This window comes from Mesorhizobium sp. CO1-1-7 (assembly GCF_020164885.1).
Classification (GTDB): Bacteria; Pseudomonadota; Alphaproteobacteria; order Rhizobiales; family Rhizobiaceae; genus Mesorhizobium; species Mesorhizobium australicum.
In genome coordinates this window covers 420,524-445,939 of sequence record NZ_JAIUHA010000006.1, presented here as the reverse complement: position 1 = coordinate 445,939, position 25,416 = coordinate 420,524, and the positions used below count along the sequence as shown (strand labels likewise).

At 64.1% G+C, this 25,416-nt stretch carries 25 protein-coding genes, 1 tRNA gene and 1 pseudogene; 18 read left to right on the top strand and 9 right to left on the bottom strand.

From position 1 onward, the window contains the following. Window positions 1-162 precede the first annotated feature (162 nt). Complete coding sequence (locus tag LB516_RS16155) at window positions 163-429, bottom strand: type II toxin-antitoxin system VapB family antitoxin (protein WP_224719952.1); 267 nt, start codon at window positions 427-429, stop codon at window positions 163-165. A gap of 179 nt (window positions 430-608) precedes the next feature. On the opposite strand from LB516_RS16155, the gene LB516_RS16150 reads away from it, so the two are divergent. Further along, window positions 609-1,475 (top strand): SDR family oxidoreductase, encoded by an 867-nt coding sequence (locus tag LB516_RS16150; RefSeq protein ID WP_224719951.1) that lies wholly within the window; start codon window positions 609-611, stop codon window positions 1,473-1,475. On the opposite strand, the gene LB516_RS16145 is transcribed toward LB516_RS16150, so the two are convergent. Together LB516_RS16145 and LB516_RS16140 are read right to left on the bottom strand one after the other, a co-directional pair. Further along, complete coding sequence (locus LB516_RS16145) at window positions 1,469-1,669, bottom strand: type II toxin-antitoxin system ParD family antitoxin (RefSeq protein WP_224719950.1); 201 nt, start codon at window positions 1,667-1,669, stop codon at window positions 1,469-1,471. The genes LB516_RS16150 and LB516_RS16145 overlap by 7 nt on opposite strands. 262 nt (window positions 1,670-1,931) lie before the next feature. Next, window positions 1,932-4,031, bottom strand: a complete 2,100-nt coding sequence (locus LB516_RS16140) for an OmpA family protein (protein WP_411969396.1) — start codon at window positions 4,029-4,031, stop codon at window positions 1,932-1,934. Between the two features lie 198 nt (window positions 4,032-4,229). On the opposite strand from LB516_RS16140, the gene LB516_RS16135 reads away from it, so the two are divergent. Continuing rightward, complete coding sequence (locus tag LB516_RS16135) at window positions 4,230-4,676, top strand: YcgN family cysteine cluster protein (protein ID WP_041163697.1); 447 nt, start codon at window positions 4,230-4,232, stop codon at window positions 4,674-4,676. A 264-nt stretch (window positions 4,677-4,940) separates the two neighbouring features. Next, window positions 4,941-5,297: a hypothetical protein gene (locus tag LB516_RS16130; RefSeq protein WP_015316248.1), complete on the top strand. Its 357-nt coding sequence runs from the start codon at window positions 4,941-4,943 to the stop codon at window positions 5,295-5,297. Window positions 5,298-5,465: 168 nt separating this feature from the next. On the opposite strand, the gene LB516_RS16125 is transcribed toward LB516_RS16130, so the two are convergent. Continuing rightward, window positions 5,466-6,176: an SIMPL domain-containing protein gene (locus LB516_RS16125; RefSeq protein ID WP_140617816.1), complete on the bottom strand. Its 711-nt coding sequence runs from the start codon at window positions 6,174-6,176 to the stop codon at window positions 5,466-5,468. Window positions 6,177-6,311: 135 nt separating this feature from the next. Here LB516_RS16125 and LB516_RS16120 point away from each other — a divergent pair. From LB516_RS16120 to LB516_RS16070, 11 genes and pseudogenes are all read left to right on the top strand, one after another. Next, window positions 6,312-6,387 (top strand) — tRNA-Ile (locus LB516_RS16120). 79 nt (window positions 6,388-6,466) lie between these two features. Continuing rightward, window positions 6,467-7,495 (top strand): LacI family DNA-binding transcriptional regulator, encoded by a 1,029-nt coding sequence (locus LB516_RS16115; RefSeq protein ID WP_015316711.1) that lies wholly within the window; start codon window positions 6,467-6,469, stop codon window positions 7,493-7,495. A 189-nt stretch (window positions 7,496-7,684) separates the two neighbouring features. After that, on the top strand, window positions 7,685-8,698 hold the full coding sequence (locus LB516_RS16110) for an SIS domain-containing protein (RefSeq protein WP_140665925.1): 1,014 nt from the start codon (window positions 7,685-7,687) through the stop codon (window positions 8,696-8,698). A gap of 37 nt (window positions 8,699-8,735) precedes the next feature. Next, the gene (locus LB516_RS16105; protein ID WP_140727089.1) at window positions 8,736-10,058 is read left to right on the top strand and encodes an ABC transporter substrate-binding protein; all 1,323 of its coding nucleotides are present in this window, start codon (window positions 8,736-8,738) and stop codon (window positions 10,056-10,058) included. A gap of 4 nt (window positions 10,059-10,062) precedes the next feature. After that, on the top strand, window positions 10,063-11,022 hold the full coding sequence (locus LB516_RS16100) for a carbohydrate ABC transporter permease (RefSeq protein WP_224527425.1): 960 nt from the start codon (window positions 10,063-10,065) through the stop codon (window positions 11,020-11,022). 5 nt (window positions 11,023-11,027) lie between these two features. Next, window positions 11,028-11,879, top strand: coding sequence for a carbohydrate ABC transporter permease (locus LB516_RS16095; protein WP_041163763.1), 852 nt, complete (start codon window positions 11,028-11,030; stop codon window positions 11,877-11,879). A 19-nt stretch (window positions 11,880-11,898) separates the two neighbouring features. After that, window positions 11,899-12,753 (top strand): sugar phosphate isomerase/epimerase family protein, encoded by an 855-nt coding sequence (locus LB516_RS16090; RefSeq protein ID WP_224719948.1) that lies wholly within the window; start codon window positions 11,899-11,901, stop codon window positions 12,751-12,753. Then, window positions 12,750-13,616: a PfkB family carbohydrate kinase gene (locus LB516_RS16085; protein ID WP_224719947.1), complete on the top strand. Its 867-nt coding sequence runs from the start codon at window positions 12,750-12,752 to the stop codon at window positions 13,614-13,616. The genes LB516_RS16090 and LB516_RS16085 overlap by 4 nt, the downstream gene beginning before the upstream one ends. A 1-nt stretch (window position 13,617) precedes the next feature. Then, entirely contained in the window at window positions 13,618-15,033 is a 1,416-nt protein-coding gene (locus LB516_RS16080) for an NAD(P)/FAD-dependent oxidoreductase (protein ID WP_224719946.1), read from the top strand. A gap of 156 nt (window positions 15,034-15,189) precedes the next feature. Beyond that, a pseudogene (locus LB516_RS16075) lies at window positions 15,190-16,685 on the top strand (aldehyde dehydrogenase family protein). A gap of 149 nt (window positions 16,686-16,834) precedes the next feature. Next, window positions 16,835-17,110 (top strand): hypothetical protein, encoded by a 276-nt coding sequence (locus LB516_RS16070; RefSeq protein ID WP_015316720.1) that lies wholly within the window; start codon window positions 16,835-16,837, stop codon window positions 17,108-17,110. Between the two features lie 103 nt (window positions 17,111-17,213). On the opposite strand, the gene LB516_RS16065 is transcribed toward LB516_RS16070, so the two are convergent. Together LB516_RS16065 and LB516_RS16060 are read right to left on the bottom strand one after the other, a co-directional pair. After that, on the bottom strand, window positions 17,214-17,714 hold the full coding sequence (locus LB516_RS16065) for a peptide deformylase (protein WP_224719945.1): 501 nt from the start codon (window positions 17,712-17,714) through the stop codon (window positions 17,214-17,216). Between the two features lie 10 nt (window positions 17,715-17,724). Further along, on the bottom strand, window positions 17,725-18,807 hold the full coding sequence (locus tag LB516_RS16060) for a CaiB/BaiF CoA transferase family protein (protein ID WP_224719944.1): 1,083 nt from the start codon (window positions 18,805-18,807) through the stop codon (window positions 17,725-17,727). 105 nt (window positions 18,808-18,912) lie between these two features. Between LB516_RS16060 and LB516_RS16055 the strand changes: the two genes are divergently transcribed. Together LB516_RS16055 and LB516_RS16050 are read left to right on the top strand one after the other, a co-directional pair. After that, a complete protein-coding gene (locus LB516_RS16055) occupies window positions 18,913-19,935 on the top strand; it encodes an LLM class flavin-dependent oxidoreductase (protein ID WP_140713849.1) in 1,023 nt (340 codons plus the stop codon). A 49-nt stretch (window positions 19,936-19,984) separates the two neighbouring features. Then, a complete protein-coding gene (locus LB516_RS16050) occupies window positions 19,985-20,632 on the top strand; it encodes a ThuA domain-containing protein (protein WP_140617827.1) in 648 nt (215 codons plus the stop codon). 1 nt (window position 20,633) lies between these two features. Here the strand turns inward: LB516_RS16050 and LB516_RS16045 are convergent, their stop codons facing one another. Both LB516_RS16045 and LB516_RS16040 read right to left on the bottom strand, forming a co-directional pair. Continuing rightward, window positions 20,634-20,963, bottom strand: coding sequence for a VOC family protein (locus LB516_RS16045; protein ID WP_224719943.1), 330 nt, complete (start codon window positions 20,961-20,963; stop codon window positions 20,634-20,636). Between the two features lie 140 nt (window positions 20,964-21,103). Beyond that, entirely contained in the window at window positions 21,104-23,131 is a 2,028-nt protein-coding gene (locus LB516_RS16040) for an amidase (protein ID WP_224719942.1), read from the bottom strand. Window positions 23,132-23,290: 159 nt separating this feature from the next. Between LB516_RS16040 and LB516_RS16035 the strand changes: the two genes are divergently transcribed. Together LB516_RS16035 and LB516_RS16030 are read left to right on the top strand one after the other, a co-directional pair. Then, a complete protein-coding gene (locus LB516_RS16035) occupies window positions 23,291-23,521 on the top strand; it encodes a hypothetical protein (RefSeq protein ID WP_140665957.1) in 231 nt (76 codons plus the stop codon). Between the two features lie 78 nt (window positions 23,522-23,599). Further along, window positions 23,600-23,800 (top strand): hypothetical protein, encoded by a 201-nt coding sequence (locus LB516_RS16030; protein WP_224684267.1) that lies wholly within the window; start codon window positions 23,600-23,602, stop codon window positions 23,798-23,800. A gap of 65 nt (window positions 23,801-23,865) precedes the next feature. Here the strand turns inward: LB516_RS16030 and LB516_RS16025 are convergent, their stop codons facing one another. Continuing rightward, on the bottom strand, window positions 23,866-25,092 hold the full coding sequence (locus LB516_RS16025; protein WP_224719963.1) for an alpha-D-ribose 1-methylphosphonate 5-triphosphate diphosphatase: 1,227 nt from the start codon (window positions 25,090-25,092) through the stop codon (window positions 23,866-23,868). Window positions 25,093-25,416: the final 324 nt, after the last annotated feature.

Sequence of the window (25,416 nt, the reverse complement as noted above, 5' to 3'; positions counted from 1 at the left end):
GCCGGTCCTCCGGCGGACAAGAAAACTGTCACCCATGCTATCGGTCCATTCTGTTACCTATCTATCCGGTTCGGACAGAGCGTCTTTCTCCCCGTCACTATGCGGGGAGAAATGCCCGGCAGGGCAATGAGGGGCGGCGCGACAGTGCGGACGAAGTATCCATCATCTGCTCGGTATTTCGAGTTCATCGTAACCGAGTACTTCGTCTTCGGTCATTGGGTGGTCCCGATGAGGTATCCGGCCTGCTTGCTCTGAAATTTCCATCAGCCTCGCGATCAGGTCAGACTCGTTTTGCTGAGAAGTCAGGTGTTCGCGAGCAGTTTCGTTTTCGAGGCTCTGCCGGATCGCTTCGGTCACCGGCACACCACGGCTCTTGGCAAGTTCTCGGGCCAACCGCTCCACTTCGACATTCTTGATGAACAAAGCCATTTGGTGATCTGCCATCCGGTATGGAATCATACGCCAAATCGGTTTCGGCGCCACGTCGTTTGCAGCCGACAAGGCACGATACCCTCCGCTACGTCACCATCGCGTCGCACCACAAGCTCTTGTATCCCGCTCTGGCGCGCGCAAGGATCGCGACACAAGACAATCCAGGCGGAGGAAAAATGTCGCTCAAGGGAAAGACGCTGTTCATCTCCGGCGGGTCACGTGGCATCGGGCTGGCGATCGCGCTGCGCGCCGCGCGCGACGGCGCCAATGTGACGATCGCCGCCAAGACGGCGGAGCCGCACCCGAAGCTGCCGGGAACGATCTACAGCGCCGCTGAAGAGATCGAGCAGGCCGGCGGCAAGGCACTGCCGGTGCTATGCGACATCCGCGAGGAAGCGCAGGTGGCCGAGGCGGTCGGCAGAACCGTCGAGAAATTCGGCGGCATCGATATCTGCGTCAACAATGCCAGCGCCATCCAGCTTACCGGCACGCTGGAAACCGACATGAAGCGCTACGATCTGATGCATCAGATCAACACGCGCGGCACCTTCCTCGTGTCCAAAATGTGCATTCCACACCTGAAGTTGGCGAAGAACCCTCACATCCTGAATCTGGCGCCGCCGCTCGACATGAAGGCCAAATGGTTCAAGAACCATGTCGCCTACACCATGGCCAAGTTCGGCATGTCGATGTGCACGCTGGGCATGAGCGCGGAATTCGCCAGGGATGGCATCGCGGTCAATTCGCTGTGGCCGATCTCGACCATCGACACGGCCGCGGTACGCAACCTTCTGGGCGGAGCGACGGTCGCGGCGATGAGCCGGTCGCCCGACATCATGGCCGACGCCGCGCACGCGATCTTCATGCGGCCGTCGCGCGAGGAATCAGGCAATTTCTATATCGACGAAGAGGTGCTGCGCGCCGAGGGCGTCAGCGATTTCTCGGTCTATGCGCCTGACGCAACCGGACCGCTGGCCGGAGATTTTTTTGTGCCGGATGAGGTGTTTGCCAGGACGGACAGCAAGATCAGGAACATCTACTGAAGGCGATCCTGCCGCCGCCGCTTGCTTTCAAAAAATGACTCGACATCGAACGGCTCCGGTTCACCTGACTGGTCGCCCTCGTCGATTGCCCGACGAAGCCGCTCAAGCCTCTGATCGCCGGTTTCTTCCGTAGGCATCAATTCGCCTCGTCCTTCGTTGAGCGCGTATTTCGACTGCCAGGCCAGCGTTTGCAAGGTGGGCCTAAAAGCAAAAAACCCCGCCGGAGAGGGCCGGCGGGGCTCAATGCGTCCCGCTGGAGTCGGGACGGGGCAGGGAACGCCCAGTCAGGAATCTGGGGTGCGAAGCCCGGTGATTCAATGAGCCGGCTCCAAGGCCTGTACAATTCTTGTTGACCCGGGCCGTGCCGTCGGCAGTTCGTCCCATCCCGGTTGATCGGGATGGGACCTTGTTTCCGACCTCGTTCCAGAAACCACTGCAAGTCGCTGGAAAAGCAGGTCAGTTGTTGCTCGCCACCGGCGCCACGAGCGAGGTGATGCGGCGGATGGCGACGCGCCGGTTCTCGCGGTTGGGCGCCGAGGTGTCGACCTTCAGATACTCCTCGCCATAGCCCTGTGTCGTCAGGTTCTCGGGCGGGATGCCGAAGGCGTTGGTCAGCGCTTCGGCGACCGCTTCGGCGCGACGGTCCGACAGAGCAAGGTTTGCCTCGGGCGTGCCGACGGCGTCGGTATGGCCCTCGATCAGGAAGGTCTCGGCCGGGTTCTTTTTCAACAGCTTCTCCATGGCGTCGGCGACACCCTGGAGCTTCTGCACCTCGGTGTCGGAGATCGAGGACGAGCCGAATTCGAAGTTCAGCGTGTCGAGATCGATGCGCCGTGCAATGTCGCGCACGCGAGCCGAACGCTTGACCTCGTTGATCGAATACAGACGCTGCACTTTCTCCACCGGCGGCTGTTCGAGGAAGGTGTAATAGTCGTCGGGGCTTTCGACATCCTCGGAATCGAGGATGTAGTCCCGGCGCGGGATGGTCAGCCGCATCGGCGGCAGGTCATCGCCGGGATCGCGCCAGTCATCTTCGTCCTGGTAGCTGCGCTCGTCGACATAGCTCAGAACGTATTCGCGACCGTCGGGCGCGATGCGCGACCGCTGCAGGATGTCGCCGTAGCGGTTGCGTATGGTGACGATCCGGAAGCCATTGTCGCGCTCGACCGTCTCGCGCGTGCGGCCTTGCGGCAGGTCCTCGTAGTAGACATCCTTGGCGCCGCGGGTCAGGCGCGGGCGATCGTTGCTTTGGACGAACGTCTGGTCGTTGAACTGGACGATCACCCGGTCGCCGATTTCCTTGAGCACGTCGACGCCCTTGGGCCGGCGGCGGTCACGGATGTCCTCGTCAGGCGCGCGCTCGAGCCGCTTGCCCTTCTCCTGCGTCACCGGGACGATTTTTTCCGTCTTGATCGCCTCCTGGGCGGCTCTGTCGTCGGTTGGAGGCGGACCCTGATCCACCGGCGCCACTACCGGCTTCCGGCCCTGGTTACCGCCCTGCTGGGCATTCTGCCCACCATTCTGCTGCCCGCCGTTCTGCTGTTCGCCATTCTGGTTGGCGGGCTGGGTGGCCGGGTTCCCGCCGCCCTGGCCGTTCTCGCCGCGACCCTTGCGCCTGGCATCCTTCTGGCTGTCGAGGATGGGGGCGGCATTCTTGTCGGCGGGGGCTTCGCCCTGAACCGGGTTTTCGCCCTGGACAGGCGCGGCCTTCCCATTGGTAGCGGCCCCACCGGTGGCGGGTTGCTCTCCCGTCGCCGGCTGTTCGCCGGTGGTGGGCTGCCTACCGGTCCGCGGCTGTTCGCCGGTCGCGGGCTGCTCGCCATTCGCCGGCTGTTCGCCAGCCGGTTTCCTGCCGTGCTTCTTCGTCTTGTCCTGGGATTGCTCGCCCTGGGCGGGAACCTGCTCGCCGGCGGGAGGGGATTCAACCTTCGGCGTCGCTTCGCCGGCAGGAGCCTGCTTCGGTGTCGGAGCGGTCTCCGGCACGGCGGACGGCGCCTCTTTCTGCTGGTCCAGCTTGTGTTTCCTGCCAGGCTTGGTCGGCTGGTTGTCGTTGGCAGGCGCGGCCTCGCCGGCGGGCGCCTGCTCGGTCTGCTGCTGGTCGCGCTTCTTCCTGCGCGGCTGCTGCTCGTCGGTTGCGGGCGCGGCCTCGCCGGCGGGCGCCTGTTCGGTCTGCTGCTGCTGGTCGCGCTTCTTCCTGCGCGGCTGCTGCTCGTCGGTTGCGGGCGCGGCCTCGCCGGCGGGCGCCTGCTCGGCCTGCTGCTGCTGGTCGCGCTTCTTCCTGCGCGGCTGCTGCTCTTCAGCCGCGGGGGCGGGCTGCTGCGCGGCCGGAGCGGTCTCGGTCTGCTGTTGCTGCTCGCGCTTCTTCTTGCGCGGCTGTTCCTCGTCGCCCTGTCCCTGGTCGGTGGGGGTGTCCTGCGCCAGGATGATCAGCGGTGTCCCCCCGCGTTGCATGGGGCCGAACGCGGCTGTCCCCTGAAGCGGGGACGCGCCTAACGGCGCGGATGCCATCAACAGGCCAAGGGCTGTGCCTGCCAGAATCCGTGGTTGGCGTTTCATCGAAATTCTCCTTGTGGGGTCCCATCCTTGCCGAAACCGCTTTTAACGAAATTGGTTCCAGTTGCCCATCGTTAGGGGCTGTACAGGGCTATTGGCCGACCTTTTGAAGGCAACTTCATGTCATTCGGCCCCCTTTGCAGCCTCATTCCGGCTGTCGCCGCGCTTGACCTTGGCGGCGGCTGGGGCCACATGCCGGAAATGGAAACCCCGTTCTGGAAGACCAAGACGCTGGAAGAGATGAGCCCCACCGAGTGGGAATCGCTCTGCGACGGCTGCGGCAAGTGCTGCCTGTCCAAGCTCGAGGACGAGGACACCGGTGAAATCTACTGGACCAGCGTCGGCTGCCGGCTGTTCGACGCCGAGAGCTGCCGCTGTGCGGACTATGCCAACCGGCTGGCGCGCGTTCCCGACTGCGTCGGCCTGACGCCGCAGAATGTGCGCACCATCAGCTGGCTGCCCAGCACCTGCGCCTACCGGCTGGTGGCCGAGGGCCGCGACCTCTACTGGTGGCATCGGTTGGTTTCCGGCAGTGCCGAGACCGTGCACGAGGCCGGCATTTCCATGCGCGGCCGGGTCAAGGCGAGCGAGACCGACCTGGCCGAGCCGGAAGACTATTTTGACTTTATGCTCGACGACGAGCCCTGACGCGCGCAGGTAGATCGTCAGGAGTTTGCCTGTCGGAAACCGTGCGAGGGGAAGGCGCCTGACGCGATATTGTAGAATGCCGGCAAGGGATTTGGCCGGCGAGGGATTTGGCCGGCAAGATTTGCAAGGTCGGCGCTTTGCCCGTGTGGCGCTACATGAACCGCGGATGAACGGGCAGTTCGTAAATAGTTCAGACAGGCCGGTGCATTCTCCCGCCATCGGTTTCACGAGGAGGGCGCAAGCCCGCAACAAGGAGAGAGAACCATGTACACCACCATCAAGACGGCAGCGCTTTCGGCTCTGGTCGGCCTCGGCACGCTGGCGGCCATCCCCGCCCATGCCGACAGCCTCTATCTTGGCTTCGGCAACAACCAGGATCCGCGCTTCGGCGTCTATGCCGGCGACGACGGCTATCGCCACCGCCGGGACGAGCGCCGCGACGACTGGCGCCGTGGCTGCTCGCCGGACCGCGCCCTCGACAAGGCGGAGCGCATGGGGCTGCACCGTGCCCGCATCGTCGATGTCAACCGCCGCGTGGTCAAGGTGATGGGCCGTCAGTACGGCGACCGCGTCGTCATCGTGTTCGCCAACGAGCGCGGTTGCCCGGTCATCAACCGCTGAGAATCTCAGGCGTGGACCTTCTGTGAAGGTCTGGAGCCCCTTTCCCTAGGGAAAGAAGTGGCCCGAAACCCCCGCGGGAGCGATTCCGCAGGGTTTTTAATGCCCGCGGCGCTCTCTCTTGAGCAGGTCCGTGGCCAAGCAATGCTCGGCCACGGCGTCCAGCGCCGCCTACTTCAGTTCGAAGGTAACGGTGACCTGGACATTGTAGGCGTTCTCGCCGGCCTGTACCGGCGCCGCGCCGGCCGCGGCGTCGAATGCCTTGGCGTTGATCGGCATCGGCGCCGGCCTGATGTTCTGATCGGTGATCTCGAGCACCCGGCCCAGGCTGACCCCGGCCGCCTCGGCCAGCGTCCTGGCCTTGGCCATGGCGTCGGCGACAGCTTTCTTTCGGGCCTCTGTGACGGTGGCCGCCGGATTGTCATTGGTGAAGGCGATGCCGCCGCCCTGGTTGACGCCGAGCGACACCGCCTTGTCGAGGATCTCGCCTGTCTTGTCGACGTCGCGCACGCGCACCGAGAGCGTGTTGGTCACCTGATAGGCGACGAGTTCGGCCTCCTGGCTGCCGTCCGGCTTGTTGGTGTAGTTGTAGCGGGGGTTGATCTGGATGCCCGCGGTCTGCAGGTCGCGATCCTTGATGCCGGCGGCCTTCATCGCGGCAATCACGGCGGCCATGGCATCATTGTTGGCGTCGAGTGCGGCACGCGCCGTCTTGGCTTCGCGCATGACGCTGAGCGTCAGCACCGCCAGATCGGGGGCCACGGTTGCTTCGCCCTCGCCGGACACGATGATGCGGGGCGGCGTCGGCAGATCGGTGGCTCCAGCCATCGCCGGAAAAGCGATTGCAGCGGCGAGCGCGAGGGGCAAAAGATGTCTGGTCATGAAAATCTCCTTGGTCTGCGATCAAGTCGCAGGGGAGCGCGTAGAGCGCGATTATGGGTTGATTTGGGCGATCTGCGAAAGCCCGCCGGGAAAGCCTTGTGCCGCGATGCGAAAAACATTAATCCAGCCCGCGTGGGGCCTGTAGCTCAATGGTTAGAGCCGGCGGCTCATAACCGCTTGGTTGGGGGTTCGAGTCCCTCCGGGCCCACCATTGTTGTTATTTACCAATAGCGTACGGGCAAGTTCGCCCGCGGGTTCGCCAAACGGGATATTGCCGTCCCGGGAGCACAATGATCGTGACGCAGAAAGGGATCACCCTGAAAGACGTGGCCGCCGCGGCCAACGTTTCGCGCGCCACGGCGGCGCGGGCGCTCAACAGTTATGGTTACGTCGGCGACGGTACGGCTTTGCGCGTGCTGGAAGCCGCCGAGCGACTGGGCTATCGCGCCAACCTCGTCGCGCAGGCCCTGCGCAGCGGGCAACTGCCGATCGTCGGCTTCATTCCCGGCGACATCCAGAATCCGTTCTTCGCGCGCATTGCCCATGATATCGAGGCGGAACTGCGCAGGCACCGCCACAATCTTCTGATCGCCAGCAGCGAAGAGAATGTCGAACAGGAAAAGGAACTGCTCGAAAGCCTGCGTTCGCTCAGCATCCGTGGCTTCATTCTCGCGCCGACCTCGGCGACGGACAGCCAGCATATCGTGCAGCTCGCCCGTGAGGGCACGCCGGTCGTGCTGATCGACCGTGTCGTCAAGGAAGTGCACTGCGACAGCGTCGTCGTCGACAATGAAGGCGGTGCGCGCGCGGCCGTGGACTACCTGGTTGCCAATGGCCATGAGCGCATCGGCCTGTTGCGGGACGAATCGCGCATCTTCACCGCGCAGGAGCGCCTTGCCGGTTACCAGAATTCGCTTGCGGCGCATGGCATCGCCCTCGACCCGTCGCTGGTCAGCGTGTCACGCTCGACCGTGGAACATGCTGTCGAAGCCACCATTCGACTGTTCAGCCGCCGCGATCGTCCGACCGCCCTGTTCACCGTGGACAGCCTGATGACCCAAGGCGCGTTGCTCGGCCTGCGCTCGATGGGACTGTCCATCCCGCATGATGTTTCGCTGGTCGGGTTCGACGATTTCAACCTCGCCACCTTCACCGATCCCCAGATCACCGTCATTGCGCAGCCGACAGCCGAAATAGGGCCGCTTGCCGCCAAAATGCTGCTCGACCGCCTGGCCGGCAAGAAGCTGGCCCCGCGCCACACGCGCTTCCCGACCCGTCTCATCGTTCGCGGCTCGGTCTCGCGGCTGCACGGGCGCTGATCGCCCGATCCAAATAGGCTCTTCCGCGAATTCGTCCTGTGAGGGGGCTTGCCAACCTCTGAAATGCGTGCGTTAAATATGTGAGATCGATCTCACAATCATTCGGATCGATGGTGGCCATGGCGATCCGCCGGCGGTGCCTGCAACGAGCGGACGCCCTGCCGCAGCGAAAATACGAGGAAGACCTGCATGCTCAACTTTGACAAAGACCGCTTCATCAAGATCCAGGGCGGAGCCGTCTCCTTCGCCGGAGAGGCGAGGGCGCTCATGCACCGGCTGCTCGGCGAGGGCGTCGAGCGGCTCTATTTCATGGGGACCGGTGGCGTGCAGCTTCTGACCCTTCCAGCGATCGAGCTGGCCGAGCGTCGTACGAGCTTCCCGGTGCGGGGAGAATATCCGGCGCAGGTCGTGCTTGATCCGCCCGCCGGGCTGGACCGGAAGTCGCTCGTGGTCATCCCGTCGCTGTCGGGCACGACGAGGGAAAGCGTGCAGCTGCTTTCCTTCCTGAAGCAGAGAGGCGTGCGCACGCTCTCGCTCACCGGCCATTCCGACACGCCACTTGCCAGGGAAGCCGATTTCACCTTCACGAACTTCGCGGAGGACGACACCTCTTCGGAGTCCTTCTATCTGCAGTCGCTGCTGATCGTGCTGGCACTGCTGGCGGAGCGCGGCGAATACGAGGACTTCGACGCCACGGTGGCCGAGCTCAAGAGACTGCCGGAACTGCTGGTTGGGGCAAAGGCGGCCTATGAAGACAGCGCGGCGAAACTCGCCGACACGATCAAGAACGAAACCTATCACATCTTCACCGGCGCCGGCTCCGTCTGGCCGCAAGCCTACTATTACGGCATGTGCATTCTGGAAGAGATGCAGTGGATCAGGACCAGACCGGTCCATGCCGCCGACTTCTTCCACGGCACGCTGGAGCTGGTCGAACCGGGTGTGAGCGTATTCCTCTTCAAGGGGGAAGATGCCAGCCGTCCGCTGGGTGATCGCGTCGAAAATTTCATCAAACGATACACCGACAAGGTGCACGTTCTCGATGCCGCGTCGGTCGAACTGCCCGGTATCTCGCCTGCTGTCCGCAAGCTGATCTCGCCGATCGTGCTTGCGACGTTGCTGGAACGGGTGAGCGCGCATCTGGAAGTGTTGCGCAATCACCCGCTGACGACGCGCCGCTACTACAAGCGCGTCGAATACTGATCACCTCACCTCATAAAAACGAAGAAGGGAACTGATCATGAAATATTCAACACAGGCGGCAATCGCCGCGCTTGCCGCGGCATCGGCACTGGGTCTGACAATGGGACAGGGTATCGGCGCCGAGGCGGTCCAGGCCGATCCGAACGCTAAGGTCGATTACCAGGGAACGCTGTCGGTCCTGACGAAATTCGGCGCGCAGCAGCTTGCGCCGTATTTTGTCGGCGTCGCCCAGGACTATGAGAAGCTTCATCCCGGCGTGAAGGTCGAACTCATCCAGGAAAGCGACGACAGCGTCAAGGACAAGACCAAAACGCTGGTCGCGTCGAACTCGCTCCCGGACATCTACTTTTCCTGGACCGGCAGCTGGGGCGGAAATTTCGTGCGCGGCCATCGCGCCGTCGACCTGACCCCGGTCATCGGGCCCGATACCGAGTGGGGCAAGACACTGACGCCGGCGGCCGTTCAGGCCTTCATGTACAATGGCAAATACTACGGCATTCCGCTCTATCTCGACGCAAAATTCATGGGCTACAACAAGCAGGCGTTCTCCAAACTCGGCCTGAGCGCGCCCAAGACCTTCGAGGAGCTCCTGTCGTCCTGCGAGACGATCCGGAAATCGGGCATGACGCCGATCTCTTTCGGCAACAAGGAAGCCTGGCCGGCAATCCACTATGTGGGGCAGCTGCTCGCCTACGACGTTCCGCAGGCGGTACTCGAGAAGGATTTCGACCCCGGCACGGCGGACTATAGCGACCCGGGTTATGTCGCCGCGCTCACCCAGTACAAGCAGCTCATCGACAGTTGCACGGATGGCGGCGCCTCGGTGAACGGCACCTCCTATTCGTCGGCCATCCAGACCTTCAGCAACACGAAATCGGCCATGTACTACCAGGAAATCATCGAGTTCGATCAGAGCGCTTCGGCGGATTCCGCTTTGAAAGTATCCGATCTGGGCTTCTTCACGCTGCCTGTGCCGAACGGCGCGAAGGGCGACGCGAAAGCGATCGAAGGCGCGCCGGAAGGCTACATGATCAGTTCCGCCTCCACCAACATCCCGCTGGCGATCGACTTCATGAAATTCGTCACGTCCAAGCAGAATGGCCAGGTGCTCTCGGCTCCGCCCTACGGGCAGCCCAGCGCGACCATCGGCGGGGCGTCGGAAGCCAACATGAACCCTTCCGTCGTGGCCGGCCTCAAGGAGATCGCCTCCGCTTCCTACCTGATGCCGTGGCTGGACACGGTGAACCCGCCGCGCGTGGCCTCCGCCTGGCTGTCCAGCCTCCAGGCCCTCACCGGCGGCTCGATGACGCCGGAACAGGTCATGGAGCAGGTCAAGCAGGCGGCCGCGGCATCGAAATAGGCCAATGGCGAATCCCGGTCTGGCCAGAATGGAAGGCGCTGCCTTGAGCAACGCCAAGGGCGAGCCGGCGGCGAAAGCCGGCCGCCGGTTCCGCCACTGGGGCTCGCTCCGGTGGGTCGCCGTTGCGGTGATCCTGGTCGGCTGGTTCGTGTATTACCCGATCGTCGACAACTTCATCGTCAGCACCACCGACGAGGATATTTTTACCGGCGAGACCACGAATATCGGCCTCGCCAACTATGAGCGGCTGCTACACGACCCGGTCGTCTGGGTGGCGTTGTGGAACAACACGCTCTACGCGTTGATCTCCATCGTCTTCCAGGTCGGCGGCGCCTTCGTGCTGGCGGCGCTGATCGAGGGGCTGGGCAGCGAGCGGCAAAGGCGCTTCTGGCGGGCGATTTATTTCATTCCGTCCGCGATCTCGATCACCGTGACCGGCCTGCTGTTTTATTTCATCTACCAGCCGGATATCGGGCTCTTGAACGCCGGGCTCAGGCGCATTGGCCTGGAACAACTCATCCAGCCCTGGCTCGGCGGCGAGCACACGGCGATCTACGCGATCATCGCGATGAGCCAGTGGCAGGGCTTCGGCTATTCGACGCTCCTGTTCGCGATCGCGATCCAGAAGATTCCGCGTGATCTCTATGATGCCGCGGTCATGGACGGAGCCGGGCCGCTGCGCAGGCTGTGGAGCGTGACGCTGCCACTGACCCGCGAGATGACCGGCCTGATGATCATCGTCACCATCACCGGCGCGTTCCAGGTGTTCAACGAAGTCATGGTCATGACCGCCGGCGGCCCCAACAACCGCAGCCAGGTGCTTGGCACATGGCTTTACCAGCAGGGCTTCATCCAGAACAATTTCGGCTACGGCGCCGCGATCGCCGCCGTGATCTTCGCCGTGACCATGATCACCGGAGCGGCCCAGCTTTGGTACACCAGGCGCCGGAGGGTCGAGCTGTGACGGTGATGGCGGCCAGCGGGCGGACCGCGCGCCCGGCCTTCGGGAGCGCTCTTGCGAAAGCCTTTCTGTACTCGTTCCTGATCTGTCTCGGCATCGTCGTGCTTTATCCGCTGGTCTGGATGGCGCTCAACGGCTTCAAGGATAATGGGCAGATCTTCGGCGACCCGTTCGCGCTGCCGTCGCGGTGGACCTGGGGCAATTATGTGCAGGCCTGGAACCGGGGCGTCCGCGACTATCTGGTCTCGAGCCTGCTGGTGACCGTCGCTTCAGCGATCTGCACGGTGCTGATCAGCGCCTGGACCGCCTACGGGCTGACGCGAACGCCAATGCCCGGCAAGCCGCTTATCGTCGGTCTGGTTCTTGGCGGCCTCATGCTCAGTCCGACCGTGGCGCTGATCCCGCTGGTGCGGATGCTGCAGGCCATCGGCCTCTACAACACCTACTGGGCGCTGATCATCCTCTACACGGCGTTCCGGATTCCGTTCAGCACCTTCCTGATCCGCGCCTACATGCTTGGGCTGCCGAAGGATCTCGACGAGGCGGCCCGCATCGACGGCGCCAGCGAGGGGCAGATCTTCTGGCGTATCATCCTGCCGCTGTGCCAGCCGATCATCATCTCCTGCATCATCCTGCACGTGCTGTTCGCCTGGAACGAGTATTTATTCGCGATGGTCTTCACCAATGGATCGGCGGTGCAGACGCTGCCCGTCGGCCTCACCTCGCTGATGTCCAAGAACGGCACCAATTACGGCGTCGTCTTCGCGGCGATGACGATCTCGGCCCTGCCGATCGTCCTGCTTTTCTTCGCCGCACAGCGGTACTTCATCCGCGGCCTCTCCGAAGGCATCGGCAAATAAATCACCGGGAAGGACGTCAATGCCGCAATTCAAGGTCGACCAGCTGATTGGGGCCAACTTCGCCTTCCAGCATTACGCATTCGAGCGCGTTGCCGGGATCCTTCGCGGCTTCGGCTTCAAGGAGATCGAGCTTTGGGGCATCGCGCCGCATCTCGACCTGTTTCATGCGACAGAGGCGCATGTTCGATCGGTTCGCGAGATACTTGCGCAGAACGGCCTGACGGTCTGGTGCTTCACGCCCGAGCAGGTGATCTATCCGATCAACATCGCGTCGGGCGACGGCGCATACCGCCGCGACAGCGTCAGGCGGTTCTGCCGCGCGGCGGACATATGCGCCGAACTGGGCGCCCGATATTTGTTTCTGACGTCCGGGCGTGGATATGAACACGACCCGCCGCAAGAGGCGTGGGCACGGTCGGCCCAGTCGCTCGCGGAGATCGCCGCCCATGCGTCCTCGGTCGGCGTGCGCTGCCTGCTCGAGCCGCTTCAACGCGTCGAAACCAACGTCGTCACCAATGCGGCGGGCCTGCGCGAAATGCTCGATGAGATCGGCGCCGACACTGTTGATGTGGTCCTGGACACGGTCGGCATGGCCACTGCCGGCGATACCGTGGCCGACTATGTCAGGCTGTTCGGGCCGCGCCTCGCGCATGTGCAGATCGTCGACGGGCTGCCGGCGGGACATCTTGTCTGGGGCGACGGCAAGCTTCCGATCGGCCAGTACCTCGACGACCTCGCCGCGTCGGGCTATCGGGGGAAACTGACCTTCGAGCCGTTCGGAAATGGCTCCTATGCTCTGGACCCGGTCGCGGCGTGGACACGCAATCTCAAGGCCATCGAGCCTCACATGACGCGGGCGCCGACAGCAGCATGACCGGAAGAGCACCGCCCAATCTGGTCGCCGTCGGTGACAACTGCCTCGACGTCTATCTCAACAAGGACCTCCTGACCGTGGGCGGGAACGCCCTCAACGTTGCCGTTCAATGGCGCCGCAATGGCTGGAGCGCACGCTATTTCGGCGCCGTTGGCGATGATCCTGAAGGTGAGATAACGCTCCGCGAGATCGAGACCGCCGGGCTGTCCCGCAACGATGTCGAGATGATGTCCGGCGACACGGCTGTAACCTTGCTGCGCGACCAGTCGGGCGACCGTACTTTCCTGTTCGAATCCTTCGGCGTCGGCGAGAATTACATGCCCGCGCCGCGCAACTGGCAGGTCATTTCGAAAGCCGATTGGGTGCATCTGGGCACCAATGCCAACGAGGATCTCGTGCGCCGCCTGGTTCGCGAGCGCGTGCCGTTCAGTCTTGACGTCTCGACCGCGCATCTGGCCTTGCCACTGGAGGGCGTGCCTCTGGTCTTCGCGTCCGGTCCAGACGAGCCGAGCGTGCCGGTCGAGCCCCTCATGACCGCGCTGCGGTCGGCCGGGGCGCGCCAGGTCGTGCTCACCTGCGGCAGCCGCGGCGCCTATTTCGGCGACAGCCAAGGCGTTCGCCATGTCGAGGCGTCGCCGACCGCCGTCGTGGACACGTGCGGTGCGGGAGACAGCTTTATCGCCACCTTCATCACCGCGTTCTGCTTCGCGGGTCTCGATGCCGACGATGCCATGCGAAAAGCCTCTCTCGACGCCAGCAGGACCTGCACGCATCTCGGCGGCTTCCCGCAGGAACCGCGCCCCATCCCCGACTGGCTGCCGCTGAAATATGCCGACGTGATCAATCGCGAGACGAGGGTCTGACATGGCCACTTTACGGATGAGACAGCCGGCGGTCGCGGCGACAGCCGATCGGTCGTTCTGGCTGCAGGACATTGCCGCTGCCCCGGCGACCCAACCCTTGGTCGGCGGCGAGCAGGCCGACGTGGTGATCGTCGGCGGCGGCTATACCGGGCTGTGGACGGCGTTGCGGATCCGCGATCTGGCTCCCGAAACCCGCGTCATGGTGATCGAGGCCGATCAGTGCGGCTCCGGCGCTTCGGGGCGCAATGGTGGACAGGTGCATTCCTGGTTCGCCGAGCTCGATCAGATCAGCGCCGTCGTCGGCGAGGAGGAGGGGCGGGCGCTTTGCGCCGATAGCGTCGATGCCATCGCAGAGCTGGAGAAACTTCAGCGCGACGGCACGATCGATATGGATCTTCGTCTCGACGGCTGGCTGTGGACGGCCAGTTCCACGGCCCAGGAGGGAGCCTGGAACCGCGCTGTCGCGATGACCGAGGCAGCCGGGGCCAACCGCTTCCGGCAGCTGACCGGCGAGGAGATCAAGCAGCGGACCGGGTCTTCCGCCTCCTATGCCGGCGTCGTCGAGGCGAATGCCGGAACCGTGCATCCAGCCAAGCTGGCGACCGGCCTGCGCGACCTGGCGATCGCTCGCGGCGTGGTCGTCCATGAGCGCAGTCCCGTCACCGAAATCGTGCCCGGCAGGACCTGTGTGGTCCGGACCGCGCAGGGCGAGGTGAGGGCCGAGAAGGTCGTGCTGGCGGCCAATGCCTGGCTGTCGGCGCTGCCCGAACTGCGACGGCATCTCTACGTGGTCGCAAGCCAGGTGGTCGCGACCGCGGAAATCCCTGACTTGCTCGACCGAATCGGCTGGCGAGACGGAGCCTCCATCTGCGACGCGCAGCGCCAGGTCCTCTATTACCAGCGCACCCCGAAAGGCCGGGTGGTCTTCGGCCGCGGCAGCGGCAACATCGCCTATGCGGGCAATTTCGGCCAAAGCTTCAACCGCAGCCCCGAACACGGAAGGGACAATATCCGCGAACTGGCCCGCGTCTACCCCGAACTGCGAGGAGTGCCGATCGACTATGATTGGGCGGGCCCGATCGACTGCGTGCCGGAGCATGTCCCCGTCTTCGATCACTTGAAGGGTCATCCTAACATTGTCTTTGGCATGGGCTACAACGGGACCGGCATTGCCCAGACCCCAATCGGCGGCCGCGTCCTCGCCAGCCTTGTTCTGGAACGGAAGGATCGCTGGAGCAGCAGTGGGCTGGTGGGGCTCGATCGGCGCAAGACGATGCCGCCGGAACCGTTCCGCTATCTCGGCGCCAAGCTTGTGCGCGCCGCGATCGCGCGCCGGAACGACGTCGAGATCCGCAACGGGACGCCAGGCGCTCTAACGCGATTCCTGTCGGAACGCACGCCGGGCGGCGGGGGCTAGGCATCTTTAAACCCGCAAGGACCTGTTGTTGCGCCTTTCTGGTGAACACGGGCGCGGACGCTGGCGGTCCGATTACCCGAACGCCCTTCAGCTTTCCTTGTTGAGGTCGCCCGCGCCGGGAGTAATAGTCGCCCGGGAATTTGCGAGGAGGAAGGGATGACGGTGAATTTCGACCCGAGGGCGAAGGCCACGTCGCTCTACCATGGCGAATTCCGGCCGATGTTCATCGGCGGCAAGTGGGTCGCCGCGCAGTCCGGCGAGGTGATGCAGGCGCTGAACCCGGCGACCGGCGAGGTGCTGGCGACGGTGCCGCGTGGCGGAGCCGCCGATGTCGATGCGGCGGTCGCGGCAGCGCGCGCGGCTTTCGAAGGTCCATGGTCGAAATTCTCGCCCTATGAGCGGCAATGCGTGCTGCTCAGGATCGCCGACCTGTTCGAGACACATTGGGAAGAGCTCAGCGTTTGCGACACGCTCGACATGGGGCTGCCGATCACGCGCACGCTGGCCAACCGGCGCCGCGTCATCGGCATGCTGCGCTTCTATGCAGGCATGGCGACGGCGCTGCATGGCGAGGCGATCGACAATTCCATTCCGGGCGAAATCGTCACCTTCACAAGGCGCGAGCCGGTTGGCGTCGTTGGCGCGATCATTCCCTGGAACGCGCCGACCGCGGCTCGATCTGGAAGATCGCGCCGGCGCTCGCCACGGGCTGTACCATCGTGCTGAAACCGTCCGAGGAGGCATCGCTGACGCCGCTGCTGATCGCCGGGCTGATGCAGGAAGCCGGCGTGCCCGACGGCGTCGTCAACATCGTCACCGGTACCGGGGCCGAAGCGGGCGCGCGGCTCGCCGAACATCCCGACGTCAACAAGATCGTCTTCACCGGCTCGACGCTGACAGGTCAAGCGATCGCGCGGGCTGCTGTCACCAACCTCAAGCGCGTCTCGCTTGAGCTTGGCGGCAAGTCACCGATCATTGTCTGCCGCGACGCCGACATCGACAAGGCTGTCCCAATCGCGGCGATGGCGGTGTTCGTGCATTCGGGCCAGATCTGCATTGCCGGCTCGCGCCTGTTCGTGGCGCGCGAGATCCATGACGAATTCGTGCGCCGGCTGGCGGAGTTCGCCGGAAAACTGCGCATCGGCCATGGCATCGAGGCGGAGACCGAAATCGGGCCGCTCATCAATGCCAGGCAGGCCGGCAAAGTGGAAGGCTACATCAAGGCCGGCAGCGACGAAGGCGCTCAACTGGTCGCCGGCGGCGCGCGGCTGACAGGCGAACTCTATGATGGCGGCAACTTCATCGCGCCGACCGTTTTCGGCGCGGTGTCGGACACCATGACCATCGCGCGGGAGGAGATTTTCGGACCCGTTATTTCGGCGATGCCGTTCGACACGCTGGACGAGGCTGTCGCGCGCGCCAACGCGACGCCCTACGGGCTTGCGGCCGGCGTCTTCACCACCCACCTCGGCACCGCGCACAAGCTAGCCCGCCGCATCAAGGCCGGCTCGGTCTGGGTCAACATGTACCATGCCATCGATCCGGCCGTGCCTTTCGGCGGGATGAAGATGTCCGGCCATGGCCGCGAGGGCGGCATCGAGCATCTGCACGAGTATCTGGAGACCAAATCCGTCTGGATCCAGACGGATTGAGGGCGTGGCGATGTCAGGTGAGGGCGCCCGCGGTCCGGGCTCGTCGGCGACTGCCGCGCATCGGCCGGAGCAAGGCCGTTAATCAGGAACTTTTCGTCATCTGGCGATTTTCGATATAAGATCGAATCCCGAACAGAAGGGTGTTTGCGATGACGACGAAACGGTTGGCGATCTGCGCTCTTGCTCTCGCGATGGGCTTCGGCATGTCCTCGTTGGCTTTCGCGGGCGCCAAGCACCGTCATCACCAGGACGAACAGGAGCGCTACGTTCCCGCCAATGACGATCTCATCGACTTCCTCTTCGGCGGCCCGCGCTACTACGACCAGCAGTTGTTCACAACGGCTGCTGGAGCCTGCTCCTACCACCGGACTGGTCCGGACGGTTTTGCGATAAACAAGATCAACGATCACCACTGCGGAAAATGACCGGCGGACGTTTCGTCCGCGATCAGGCCATCACGTTGCGAACGTGACACGGTCCGCCAGCGCGGCCATGCCCGGCGTAACATCGCAATCCGCCCCGTGGCGTCTACGAGGCTCGCGTCAGCTTGCTATAGCGCTTGATCAGCCGGTCGCGCTTGAGGCGGGTCAGTCTGTGCGTCCAGAACAGCCCGTCGAGCTGATCGATCTCATGCTGATGGCAAACCGCCAGCAGGCCCTCGGCGTCCTCGAACCGCTCATTGCCATCCAGATCCTGATAGCGAACGCGGATGCGGGCATGCCGCTCGATGTCGTCGGTGACACCGGGCATCGAAACGCTGCCTTCCTCATGACGGATCATTTCGGTCGAGGCCTGGACGACGGACGGATTTGCATAGATCGCCGGTTTTGCCGCGGAAGGGAGCTGGATGACGACCAGGCGTTTCAGAATGCCGATGTGCGGGGCGGTGATACCGATTCCGGGGGCCGCGCGCATGGTGTCGATGAGGTCGCTGGCCAAGGCCTGCAGATCGTCGTCGAACAGCTCCACGGGTTGGGCCACGGCGCGAAGGAGGGGATTGGGGAATTTCACGATCGACCGAACTGTCATGGACCTCGCCTCAACTCGGCAAGCCTGCGCGGATTTCTGCGTCATGTTCGCCGGGCATGGGGCTTTTGGCCGGTGTCTTTTGTTCCCATCCGGAAAAGCGCGGCGCGGCCGCCGCCTGCAGGAGGCCGTCCACCTTCAGCCACGTGCCGCGCGCGGCCATGTGCGGATGCAGTGCCGCTTCGTGGGGGCTGAAGACCGGACCGACACAGGCGTCCGAGCCCGCGAACAACTTGACCCACTCGTCGCGAGATCGCGTGGCGAAGATCGCCGCCAGCCGTTCGCAAAGCCCGGGCCACAGTTCGCGATCGAACTGGCTGGCGAATTGCGGATCGGCGGTCAAGCCAAGCCTGTCGAGGAAGAGCGCGTAGAATTTCGGCTCGACGCACTGGACGCTGATGAAGCCGGCGTCCGATGTCCGGTAGACGCGGCACCAATGCGGTCCGTCGAGAAGGCTCCGGCCGCGGTCGGCGGCAAGCGCGCCGGACCGTGCGAGCGACATCAGCAGGTTCATCATATGGGCCGAGCCGTCGACGATCGCCGCGTCGACGACGATGCCCTGGCCGCCGGCGCGCGCGTTCATCATGGCGGCCAGCATGCCGATCACCAGATAGAGCGCCCCGCCGCCGACGTCGCCGACCAGCGTCGGCGGCGCCATGGGCGGCTCTCCCGGCAAGGAGCCGTACCAGAGCGCGCCGGACAGGCCGATATAGTTCATGTCGTGGCCGGCGGTGGCGGCCAGCGGACCGTGCTGGCCCCAGCCGGTCATGCGGCCATAGACCAGGCGCGGATTGGCCGCGAGGCAGGCCTCCGGGCCAAGCCCGAGACGCTCCATGACGCCGGGCCGGAAACCCTCGATCAGCCCGTCGGCGGTGGCGATGAGGCGCGTCAGCACGGCCACGTCATCCAAATTCTTCAGGTCGAGCGCGATGGAGCGCTTGCCGCGATCGAGCAGCGAGCGCTGGGGCGCGCCCGGCACGGACGGCTCCCTGCGGTGGACGACGATGACATCGGCGCCGAGGTCCGCGAAAAGCATGCCGGCGAAGGGCGCCGGTCCCAGCGCCTCGATCTCGACGATGCGGATTCCCCTGAGCATCCATCCTCTCTGGTGTTGCGCGTTTAAGCTATTGCGGAGGGCGACGGTGTGTAACCCTGTTCTTTCGCCATTGAAGCATGTGCCGCCCGCATATACTTCAGGACCATGAAAAAAATTGGTTTCCTGTCATTCGGGCACTGGTCGCCCTCTTCGCAATCGCAGGTGCGTTCGGCATCCGACGCGCTGTTGCAATCGATCGATCTCGCCGTCGCCGCCGAGCAGCTCGGCGCCGACGGAGCCTATTTCCGCGTGCATCACTTCGCCCGCCAGCTCGCCTCGCCATTCCCGCTGCTGGCGGCCGTCGGCGCCAAGACCAGCCGCATCGAGATCGGCACGGCCGTCATCGACATGCGCTACGAGAATCCGCTCTACATGGCCGAGGATGCGGGCGCGGCCGACATCATCGCCGGCGGCCGGCTGCAGCTCGGCATCAGCCGCGGCTCGCCCGAGCAGGTGATCGATGGCTGGCGCTATTTCGGCTATGTGCCGCAGGAAGGCAAAAGCGACGCCGACATGGCGCGGCATCACGCCGAGGTGTTCCTCGATACGCTGCGCGGCGAAGGCTTCGCGCAGCCCAATCCACGGCCGATGTTCCCCAACCCGCCCGGCTTGCTCAGGCTCGAGCCGCATTCGGAGGGCTTGCGCGAGCGCATCTGGTGGGGCGCGGCGACCAACGCCACCTCTGAATGGGCGGCGAAGCTCGGCATGAATTTGCAGAGCTCGACGCTGAAATTCGACGAGAGCGGCAAGCCGTTCCATGTCCAGCAGGCCGAGCAGATCCGCATCTATCGCGAAGCCTGGAAGGCGGCCGGGCATGAACGCGAACCGCGCGTCTCGGTCAGCCGCAGCATCTTCGCGCTGGTCGACGACCGCGACCGCGCCTATTTCGGGCGCGGCAATGAGAGCCGCGACCAGATCGGCTTTATCGAGGAAAATACCAGGGCGATCTTCGGCCGCAGCTACGCCGCCGAGCCGGACGTGCTGATCAAGGAGCTGGCGCAGGACGAGGCGATCGCCGAGGCCGACACGCTTTTGCTCACGGTTCCCAACCAGCTCGGCGTCGACTACAACGCCCATGTCATCGAGGCGATCCTCACCCATGTCGCGCCGGCGCTAGGCTGGCGCTGACCGGTGCGGGGAGCGGTCGTCGGTCTAATGGATCGAGGGAGGTTGCCGCATGTCCAGGAAAGCCCTGATTGCCTGGGGAGGCTGGGAAGGCCACACGCCAGAGCGCAGCGCCAACATCATCCGCGACATGCTGGAGCGTAACGGCTTCGCGGTCACGCTCGGCGAGGGGACAGCGATGTTCGCCGATCCGAACCTTGCATCATTCGATCTCATCGTGCCTGTCATCACCATGTCGACGATCGAAAAGGCAGAGCTGAACAACCTGACGCAGGCGGTTCGCCTAGGGAGCGGGCTCGGCGGCTTTCACGGCACGATGGGCGACAGTTTTCGCGCGGAGCCCGACTACCAGTTCATGACCGGCGGCCAGTGGGTCGCGCATCCCGGCAACATCATCGACTACCATGTCGTCATCACCCGGCCGGACGATCCGGTCACGACAGGCGTCAGCGATTTCGCCTACCGGTCGGAGCAATATTACATGCATGTCGACCCGGGCAACGAGGTGCTGGCGACCACCACCTTTACCGACGCGCATTTTCCCGGAATTGGCGGCGTCGTCATGCCGGTCGTCTGGAAGCGCCGCTATGGCGCGGGCAAGGTTTTTTACAGTTCCCTTGGCCATACGGCGGACGAGTTCGCGGTGCCGGAAATGGCGCTAATCACGGAGCGCGGTTTGCTGTGGGCCGCGCGCGACTAGCCTACCAGTCCGCGACGCGGTCGCCGCCGGTGAATTGCGCGCTTTTGCCGGTGTATTCAAACAGTTCGATCTTCACCTCATTGGGATCGCGCAGCCAGGCCTGGTACGTGTCGTCGCAGGCGTGCTTTTTGGCGGTGATGTCCACGCCCATGGACGCGATGTGCGCGATCGCGGCGTCGATGTGTTCGACTTCCAGGCAGAAATGGTTGATCTGATCCGTCTCGCTGAACCGCGCGCCCTCTTTCTGGAAGACCTCGACATGGCTGCGGCCGCCGCAATTGAGGTAGAAACCGAAAACCGCGCAGGAAATTGAACTGGATGTCCATGGCAAGGACATTTTCGTAGAAGCGCCGTGTTTCTTCCAGGTCGTTGGCGAAAATGCAGACATGGGCGAGTTGCTTGACTTTGATCATGGCTGGGTTCCGTGGCTTGGCCCGTTGTGCATGGTAAGGCGGCCCGTAAGGCGCATCATCACTCGATTCCGCCGGTGACCACATAGGCGCCGGCGCTGCGTCCATCCTGTAGCCGCACCACCGCCGTGACGATCGAACCGTATGAGCCGCGCCAGACGCTGTGAAAGCGCCGATGCTCGACGGCAGGGACGAGCGCCCGCCCGCTGAGCCGCGTGCCGGCTTGGTGCATGTCAATCGCCTGGCCGTTGACATGCACGTTGAGGCTGGCGTGCTCCGCTTCGCTTGCCTCGACAGCTAGGTCGATTGTGACCGTGATCTCGTCGTGATCACCGGACGCGCGCGTTTCAGCTGTTAGCGCGATTTCCACTATCGGCGCCTTGCCATTGCCGGCTTGAGTAGGCTGGCGCGAAAAGACATCATCAGGCAATTCAGGCGTGCGCGGCGGCTGGGTGCGGCGCTGCGTGGAACGCTCGAAATCGCCGGCCATGCAAAGCAGCCTTTCATCGTCATAGGCCTTACCTGCGAAGGTCAGGCCGACCGGCATGCCGATGTCGGCCATTGTGCCCATCGGCACGGTGACGGTCGGGATGCCGAAATGGCGCCAGACCAGATTGCCGTTGGCGACCCAGGTGCCGTTGCGCCAGGCCAGATCGGCTGACGCCTCGTTGACGTCGGCGTCGGCCGGGCCGACATCGGCGGCGGCCGGCAGGACCACGGCATCGAGGCCTTGTGCGTCCAGCCAGTCCTCGAAGTCGATGCGTCTTGTTGCTTCGAGTCCCTTGATGCCATCCGCGATCGTGGGAATATGGGTCAAGGGCGCGACGCCGAGCTTTGCCCGCTCGACATACTCGGCCAGATCGAAGCCGCCTTCATAGCGGTCGGGCAGCGTGCCCGGTGGCTGCGGGAAGATTTTTGGGCCGTCGACCGAGGCGAGATCGGGCAGAGCAGGGTCGGCGTTGGCCCGCAGGAAATCGTCCCAGCCCCAGATGCAGAGATCCCAGATTTCGCGGTCGGCGAAGTCCCCGGGCACCAGCCCACGCTCGACCATGGTCCGCGCGCCTGGGCGGTCGCGCTCATAGTTGGAGACGACGGGAAAGTCGACCTCGACCACTTCGGCGCCGAGCCGCCGCAGATCCGCGGCCGCCTGTTCCCAGAGATCAAGTACCGAGGCGCGGGTTTCGATCGGGCGATCTATTTCCGTGTCCCGGCCGATATACATTCTGGGTACGCCGAGCCGCTTGCCCTTCAGCGAACCCGCAAGCGTCAGGTCGGTATAACGTCGTGGCCGCATCCCGGAGCTTTTCGGCAGCGCCACCCAAGGCTGGGCGCGCCAGAAATCGCCTCGCGTTTCCGGATCGTCGGCGACGATGACGTCAAGCAGTTCCAGCATGTCGGGCACGCTGCGGGTGTGCGGCACCACGATATCCATGGTCGGCACCAAGGGCCAGTTGCCGCGCACCGAAATGACGCCGCGCGAGGGCGTGTAGGCGACCAGCGCGTTGTTGGTGGCCGGCGCACGGCCGGACGACCACGTCTCTTCGCCGAGCCCGAAGGCGCAGAAGCTGGCCGCCGTCGCGGTGCCCGAGCCGTTGGAGGAGCCCGACGCGAAGGCGGCGGTCAGATAGTCGCCATTGTAGGGGCTTTCAGCGCGGCCATAGACGCCGCGCTGCATGCCGCCATTGGCCATGGGCGGCATGTTGGTGAGGCCGATCAGCACCGCGCCGCCGGCGCGCAGCCGGGCGATGGTGAAGGCGTCCTCGTTGGCGACGAGATGCTCGAAGGCGGGCGAGCCGGCAGCCACCGTCAGGCCTTTGACCTTGTAGCTGTCCTTGGCGGTGTAGGGGATGCCGTCGAGCGGGCCAAGCGTCTTTCCTTGCCGGCGCCGCTCGTCGGAAGCGGCGGCATCCTCGAACATTTCAGGGTTGAGCACCGGCACGGCGTTCAGCGCGATGCCGTGCCGGTCGAAATACGCGATCCGCCTGACATAGGCCGCGACCAGTTCGACGCTGGTGATGGCGCCGTCGTCGAGCGCTTGGCGCAATTGGTCGATCGACGCTTCGACGAGGTGAAGGCTGGTCTCGGTCATCATTGGCCCCAGTGTCTGTACGCCATGGATGAGCGAGGCCGCCGGCTTCGGCAAGAGCCAATTGGAACTCTTTCGCGGCCTCCCCGAAAAAATCGATTTTTTAGGCAACCTCCGATGGACGCGTGCGTTACTGCGTTCCGGGGAAGGTTGAGGTTTGCATTGGACCGTTTCGAGATTTTGAATGAGCCGACAGGCACGTATTCCATTTTCGACAGATACACCGAATTGCCGGTGACGGTGCAAGGCAGGATTTTGATCGGGCTCTGCCGGCACGAAGTGCCGCTTGCCCTGCTCCGCGCCATGGAAGGCGACGACAGCGGGACGCCGTCGCTCTCCCCGTTGGGCGGCTGTCGATCGTACGAACATCAACGAGATGACTTGCAAGCGTGAATGAATGCTCGCATAAGTTGCGCCAAGGCATACAGCATGAAGAAAATGGTGCCGTTATCGTAGCATGAAAGGGGAATCATGCCTGACCAGATTGCGCTTGTCCGCGCAGCCATCGCGCGGCTGCTTTCGGAAAAAACCGGGGCTCCCGTGATTTCGATGAGGGAGAGTATCGCCGAACTGCCGGCGATATCAGGTGCGCCGCTGACCACCGAAAACCTGCAGGATCTGCTGCTGGAAATGGCGGAGGTGCGCGGGATGATGGTGGCGCTCGATCTTTAGCAACTACTGGGGAAGCGCCACGCGCTTTTCCCCAGAGAACCGCTAAGCCCTAGTTGCCTAGGTGTCTAGTCCTGGGATTGCCCTCGGTCGGCTGGCAGCGGCCGGCCGCGGTCTCCCTCGATCGCCCTGTTCTGCGCCGGTTCAAGCGTGCCGTCGCCGTAGATCATGCGGCCGGCGCGGAAGGTGGCTCGCACACGTGGTACCGGCTGGCGGTCGGCCACGACGAGATCGGCCAGCAGCCCAGCTTCGATGGCGCCGCGATCGGTGAGCCCGAGTGCGGCGGCCGGGTTGGCGCTCGTCAGCGCCGCCGCCTTCGCCAGGCCACCGTCGCTCAGTTTCGCCAGGCCGAGCACGGCCGGCAGGATCGAGGCCGGGTGATAGTCGCTGGCCAGCATGTCGAGCAACCCGGCCTCATAGGCCTGGCGAGCGGAAAGATTGCCGGAATAGGATTCTCCGCGCAGCGCATTGGGCGCGCCCATGGCCGTATACATGCCGAGCCGGCGGGCTTCCCGCGCCGCCTCCAGCGTCACCGGGAATTCGCTGAGCACGGTTCCCAGGCCGTGGACGAATTCCACCTTTTCCGGCGTGTCGTCATCGTGCGAGGCGAGCACGATGCAGCGCGCGCGGGCAAACGCCGACAGGCCCTGCAGCGTGCCGAGCACACCGCCATGCCCGTTCCGATCGGCCATGCGCTTGCCGACGACCTCGGATACGTCGGCTATCGACATGCCGCGCTCCTTGGCCAGGCGGGCGATATACAGTTCGACGTCGCGGTACTGTCCCTGGCCGGGCGTGTGATCCATCAGCGAAACCAAATGCAGCTTGCCGGCATCCATCAATCTTTCCAGCACGCCGACAGCCGCGCTGAACGTCACCTCGAAGCGGGCATGGATGCGGTGATCGACCAAAAGGTGGTCTTTCAGCCCGGTGATGGTCTCGATGATGGACGATGTGTGTTCTTCCGAGCGCAGCAAGGCGGCCGTGGCGCTGTTGCCGATGAAGGAGAGCGCGGCATAGGCGGTGGTCACGCCGCAGGAGGCCAGCCGCTTGTCGAGCTCGGCGATGCCGATTTCCATCGGCACGTGGACCCCGCTGCGCGGCTCCACTTCCCGTTCCACCATGTCGCCGTGCATGTCGATGAAACCAGGCAGCAGCAGGCGGCCGCCGCCGACGAAGTCGGCATTCTCGACAGGCTGGTCGCGGATCTCCGCGATCAGGCCGTCTTCGATCCTGACCGCGCCATTGGCAATGACACGGTCGCGCAGCACAATCTCGAATTCGCTCAACCACAGATCCTGTTTTGTCGGCTGATTCCGATGGGGTGCGGCCCTGTCCGTCCGTTCAAGCATGGTCGTCTCCGAAAACAGCATTCCACATGTCCCGATCGCCCTCCGGCCGGCGGTTTCAAGGCGTGTCATGTGGATGGTTCATTCCCGAGGATCGGATAAGCTCAGTTGGTGACAGCTTTGTGTAGGACAGGCGGGTTGGGCCGCCGTGCTGCCACCGGGTGGGCAATCGCAAGATGTGATACGAGACGCACGTTGGCTACCTACGTCAGGAATGCGCCGCATTTCGGACGTATAAATTGTCTTCGCCAAGTCCTGATAGCAGACATT

Coding starts and splice junctions, on each gene's coding strand:
- LB516_RS16155 (WP_224719952.1), bottom strand. CDS start 429: ATGGCTTTGTTCATCAAGAATGTCGAAGTGGAGCGGTTGGCCCGAGAA.
- LB516_RS16150 (WP_224719951.1), top strand. CDS start 609: ATGTCGCTCAAGGGAAAGACGCTGTTCATCTCCGGCGGGTCACGTGGC.
- LB516_RS16140 (WP_411969396.1), bottom strand. CDS start 4,031: ATGAAACGCCAACCACGGATTCTGGCAGGCACAGCCCTTGGCCTGTTG.
- LB516_RS16135 (WP_041163697.1), top strand. CDS start 4,230: ATGGAAACCCCGTTCTGGAAGACCAAGACGCTGGAAGAGATGAGCCCC.
- LB516_RS16130 (WP_015316248.1), top strand. CDS start 4,941: ATGTACACCACCATCAAGACGGCAGCGCTTTCGGCTCTGGTCGGCCTC.
- LB516_RS16125 (WP_140617816.1), bottom strand. CDS start 6,176: ATGACCAGACATCTTTTGCCCCTCGCGCTCGCCGCTGCAATCGCTTTT.
- LB516_RS16115 (WP_015316711.1), top strand. CDS start 6,467: ATGATCGTGACGCAGAAAGGGATCACCCTGAAAGACGTGGCCGCCGCG.
- LB516_RS16110 (WP_140665925.1), top strand. CDS start 7,685: ATGCTCAACTTTGACAAAGACCGCTTCATCAAGATCCAGGGCGGAGCC.
- LB516_RS16105 (WP_140727089.1), top strand. CDS start 8,736: ATGAAATATTCAACACAGGCGGCAATCGCCGCGCTTGCCGCGGCATCG.
- LB516_RS16100 (WP_224527425.1), top strand. CDS start 10,063: ATGGCGAATCCCGGTCTGGCCAGAATGGAAGGCGCTGCCTTGAGCAAC.
- LB516_RS16095 (WP_041163763.1), top strand. CDS start 11,028: ATGGCGGCCAGCGGGCGGACCGCGCGCCCGGCCTTCGGGAGCGCTCTT.
- LB516_RS16090 (WP_224719948.1), top strand. CDS start 11,899: ATGCCGCAATTCAAGGTCGACCAGCTGATTGGGGCCAACTTCGCCTTC.
- LB516_RS16085 (WP_224719947.1), top strand. CDS start 12,750: ATGACCGGAAGAGCACCGCCCAATCTGGTCGCCGTCGGTGACAACTGC.
- LB516_RS16080 (WP_224719946.1), top strand. CDS start 13,618: ATGGCCACTTTACGGATGAGACAGCCGGCGGTCGCGGCGACAGCCGAT.
- LB516_RS16070 (WP_015316720.1), top strand. CDS start 16,835: ATGACGACGAAACGGTTGGCGATCTGCGCTCTTGCTCTCGCGATGGGC.
- LB516_RS16065 (WP_224719945.1), bottom strand. CDS start 17,714: ATGACAGTTCGGTCGATCGTGAAATTCCCCAATCCCCTCCTTCGCGCC.
- LB516_RS16060 (WP_224719944.1), bottom strand. CDS start 18,807: ATGCTCAGGGGAATCCGCATCGTCGAGATCGAGGCGCTGGGACCGGCG.
- LB516_RS16055 (WP_140713849.1), top strand. CDS start 18,913: ATGAAAAAAATTGGTTTCCTGTCATTCGGGCACTGGTCGCCCTCTTCG.
- LB516_RS16050 (WP_140617827.1), top strand. CDS start 19,985: ATGTCCAGGAAAGCCCTGATTGCCTGGGGAGGCTGGGAAGGCCACACG.
- LB516_RS16040 (WP_224719942.1), bottom strand. CDS start 23,131: ATGACCGAGACCAGCCTTCACCTCGTCGAAGCGTCGATCGACCAATTG.
- LB516_RS16030 (WP_224684267.1), top strand. CDS start 23,600: ATGCCTGACCAGATTGCGCTTGTCCGCGCAGCCATCGCGCGGCTGCTT.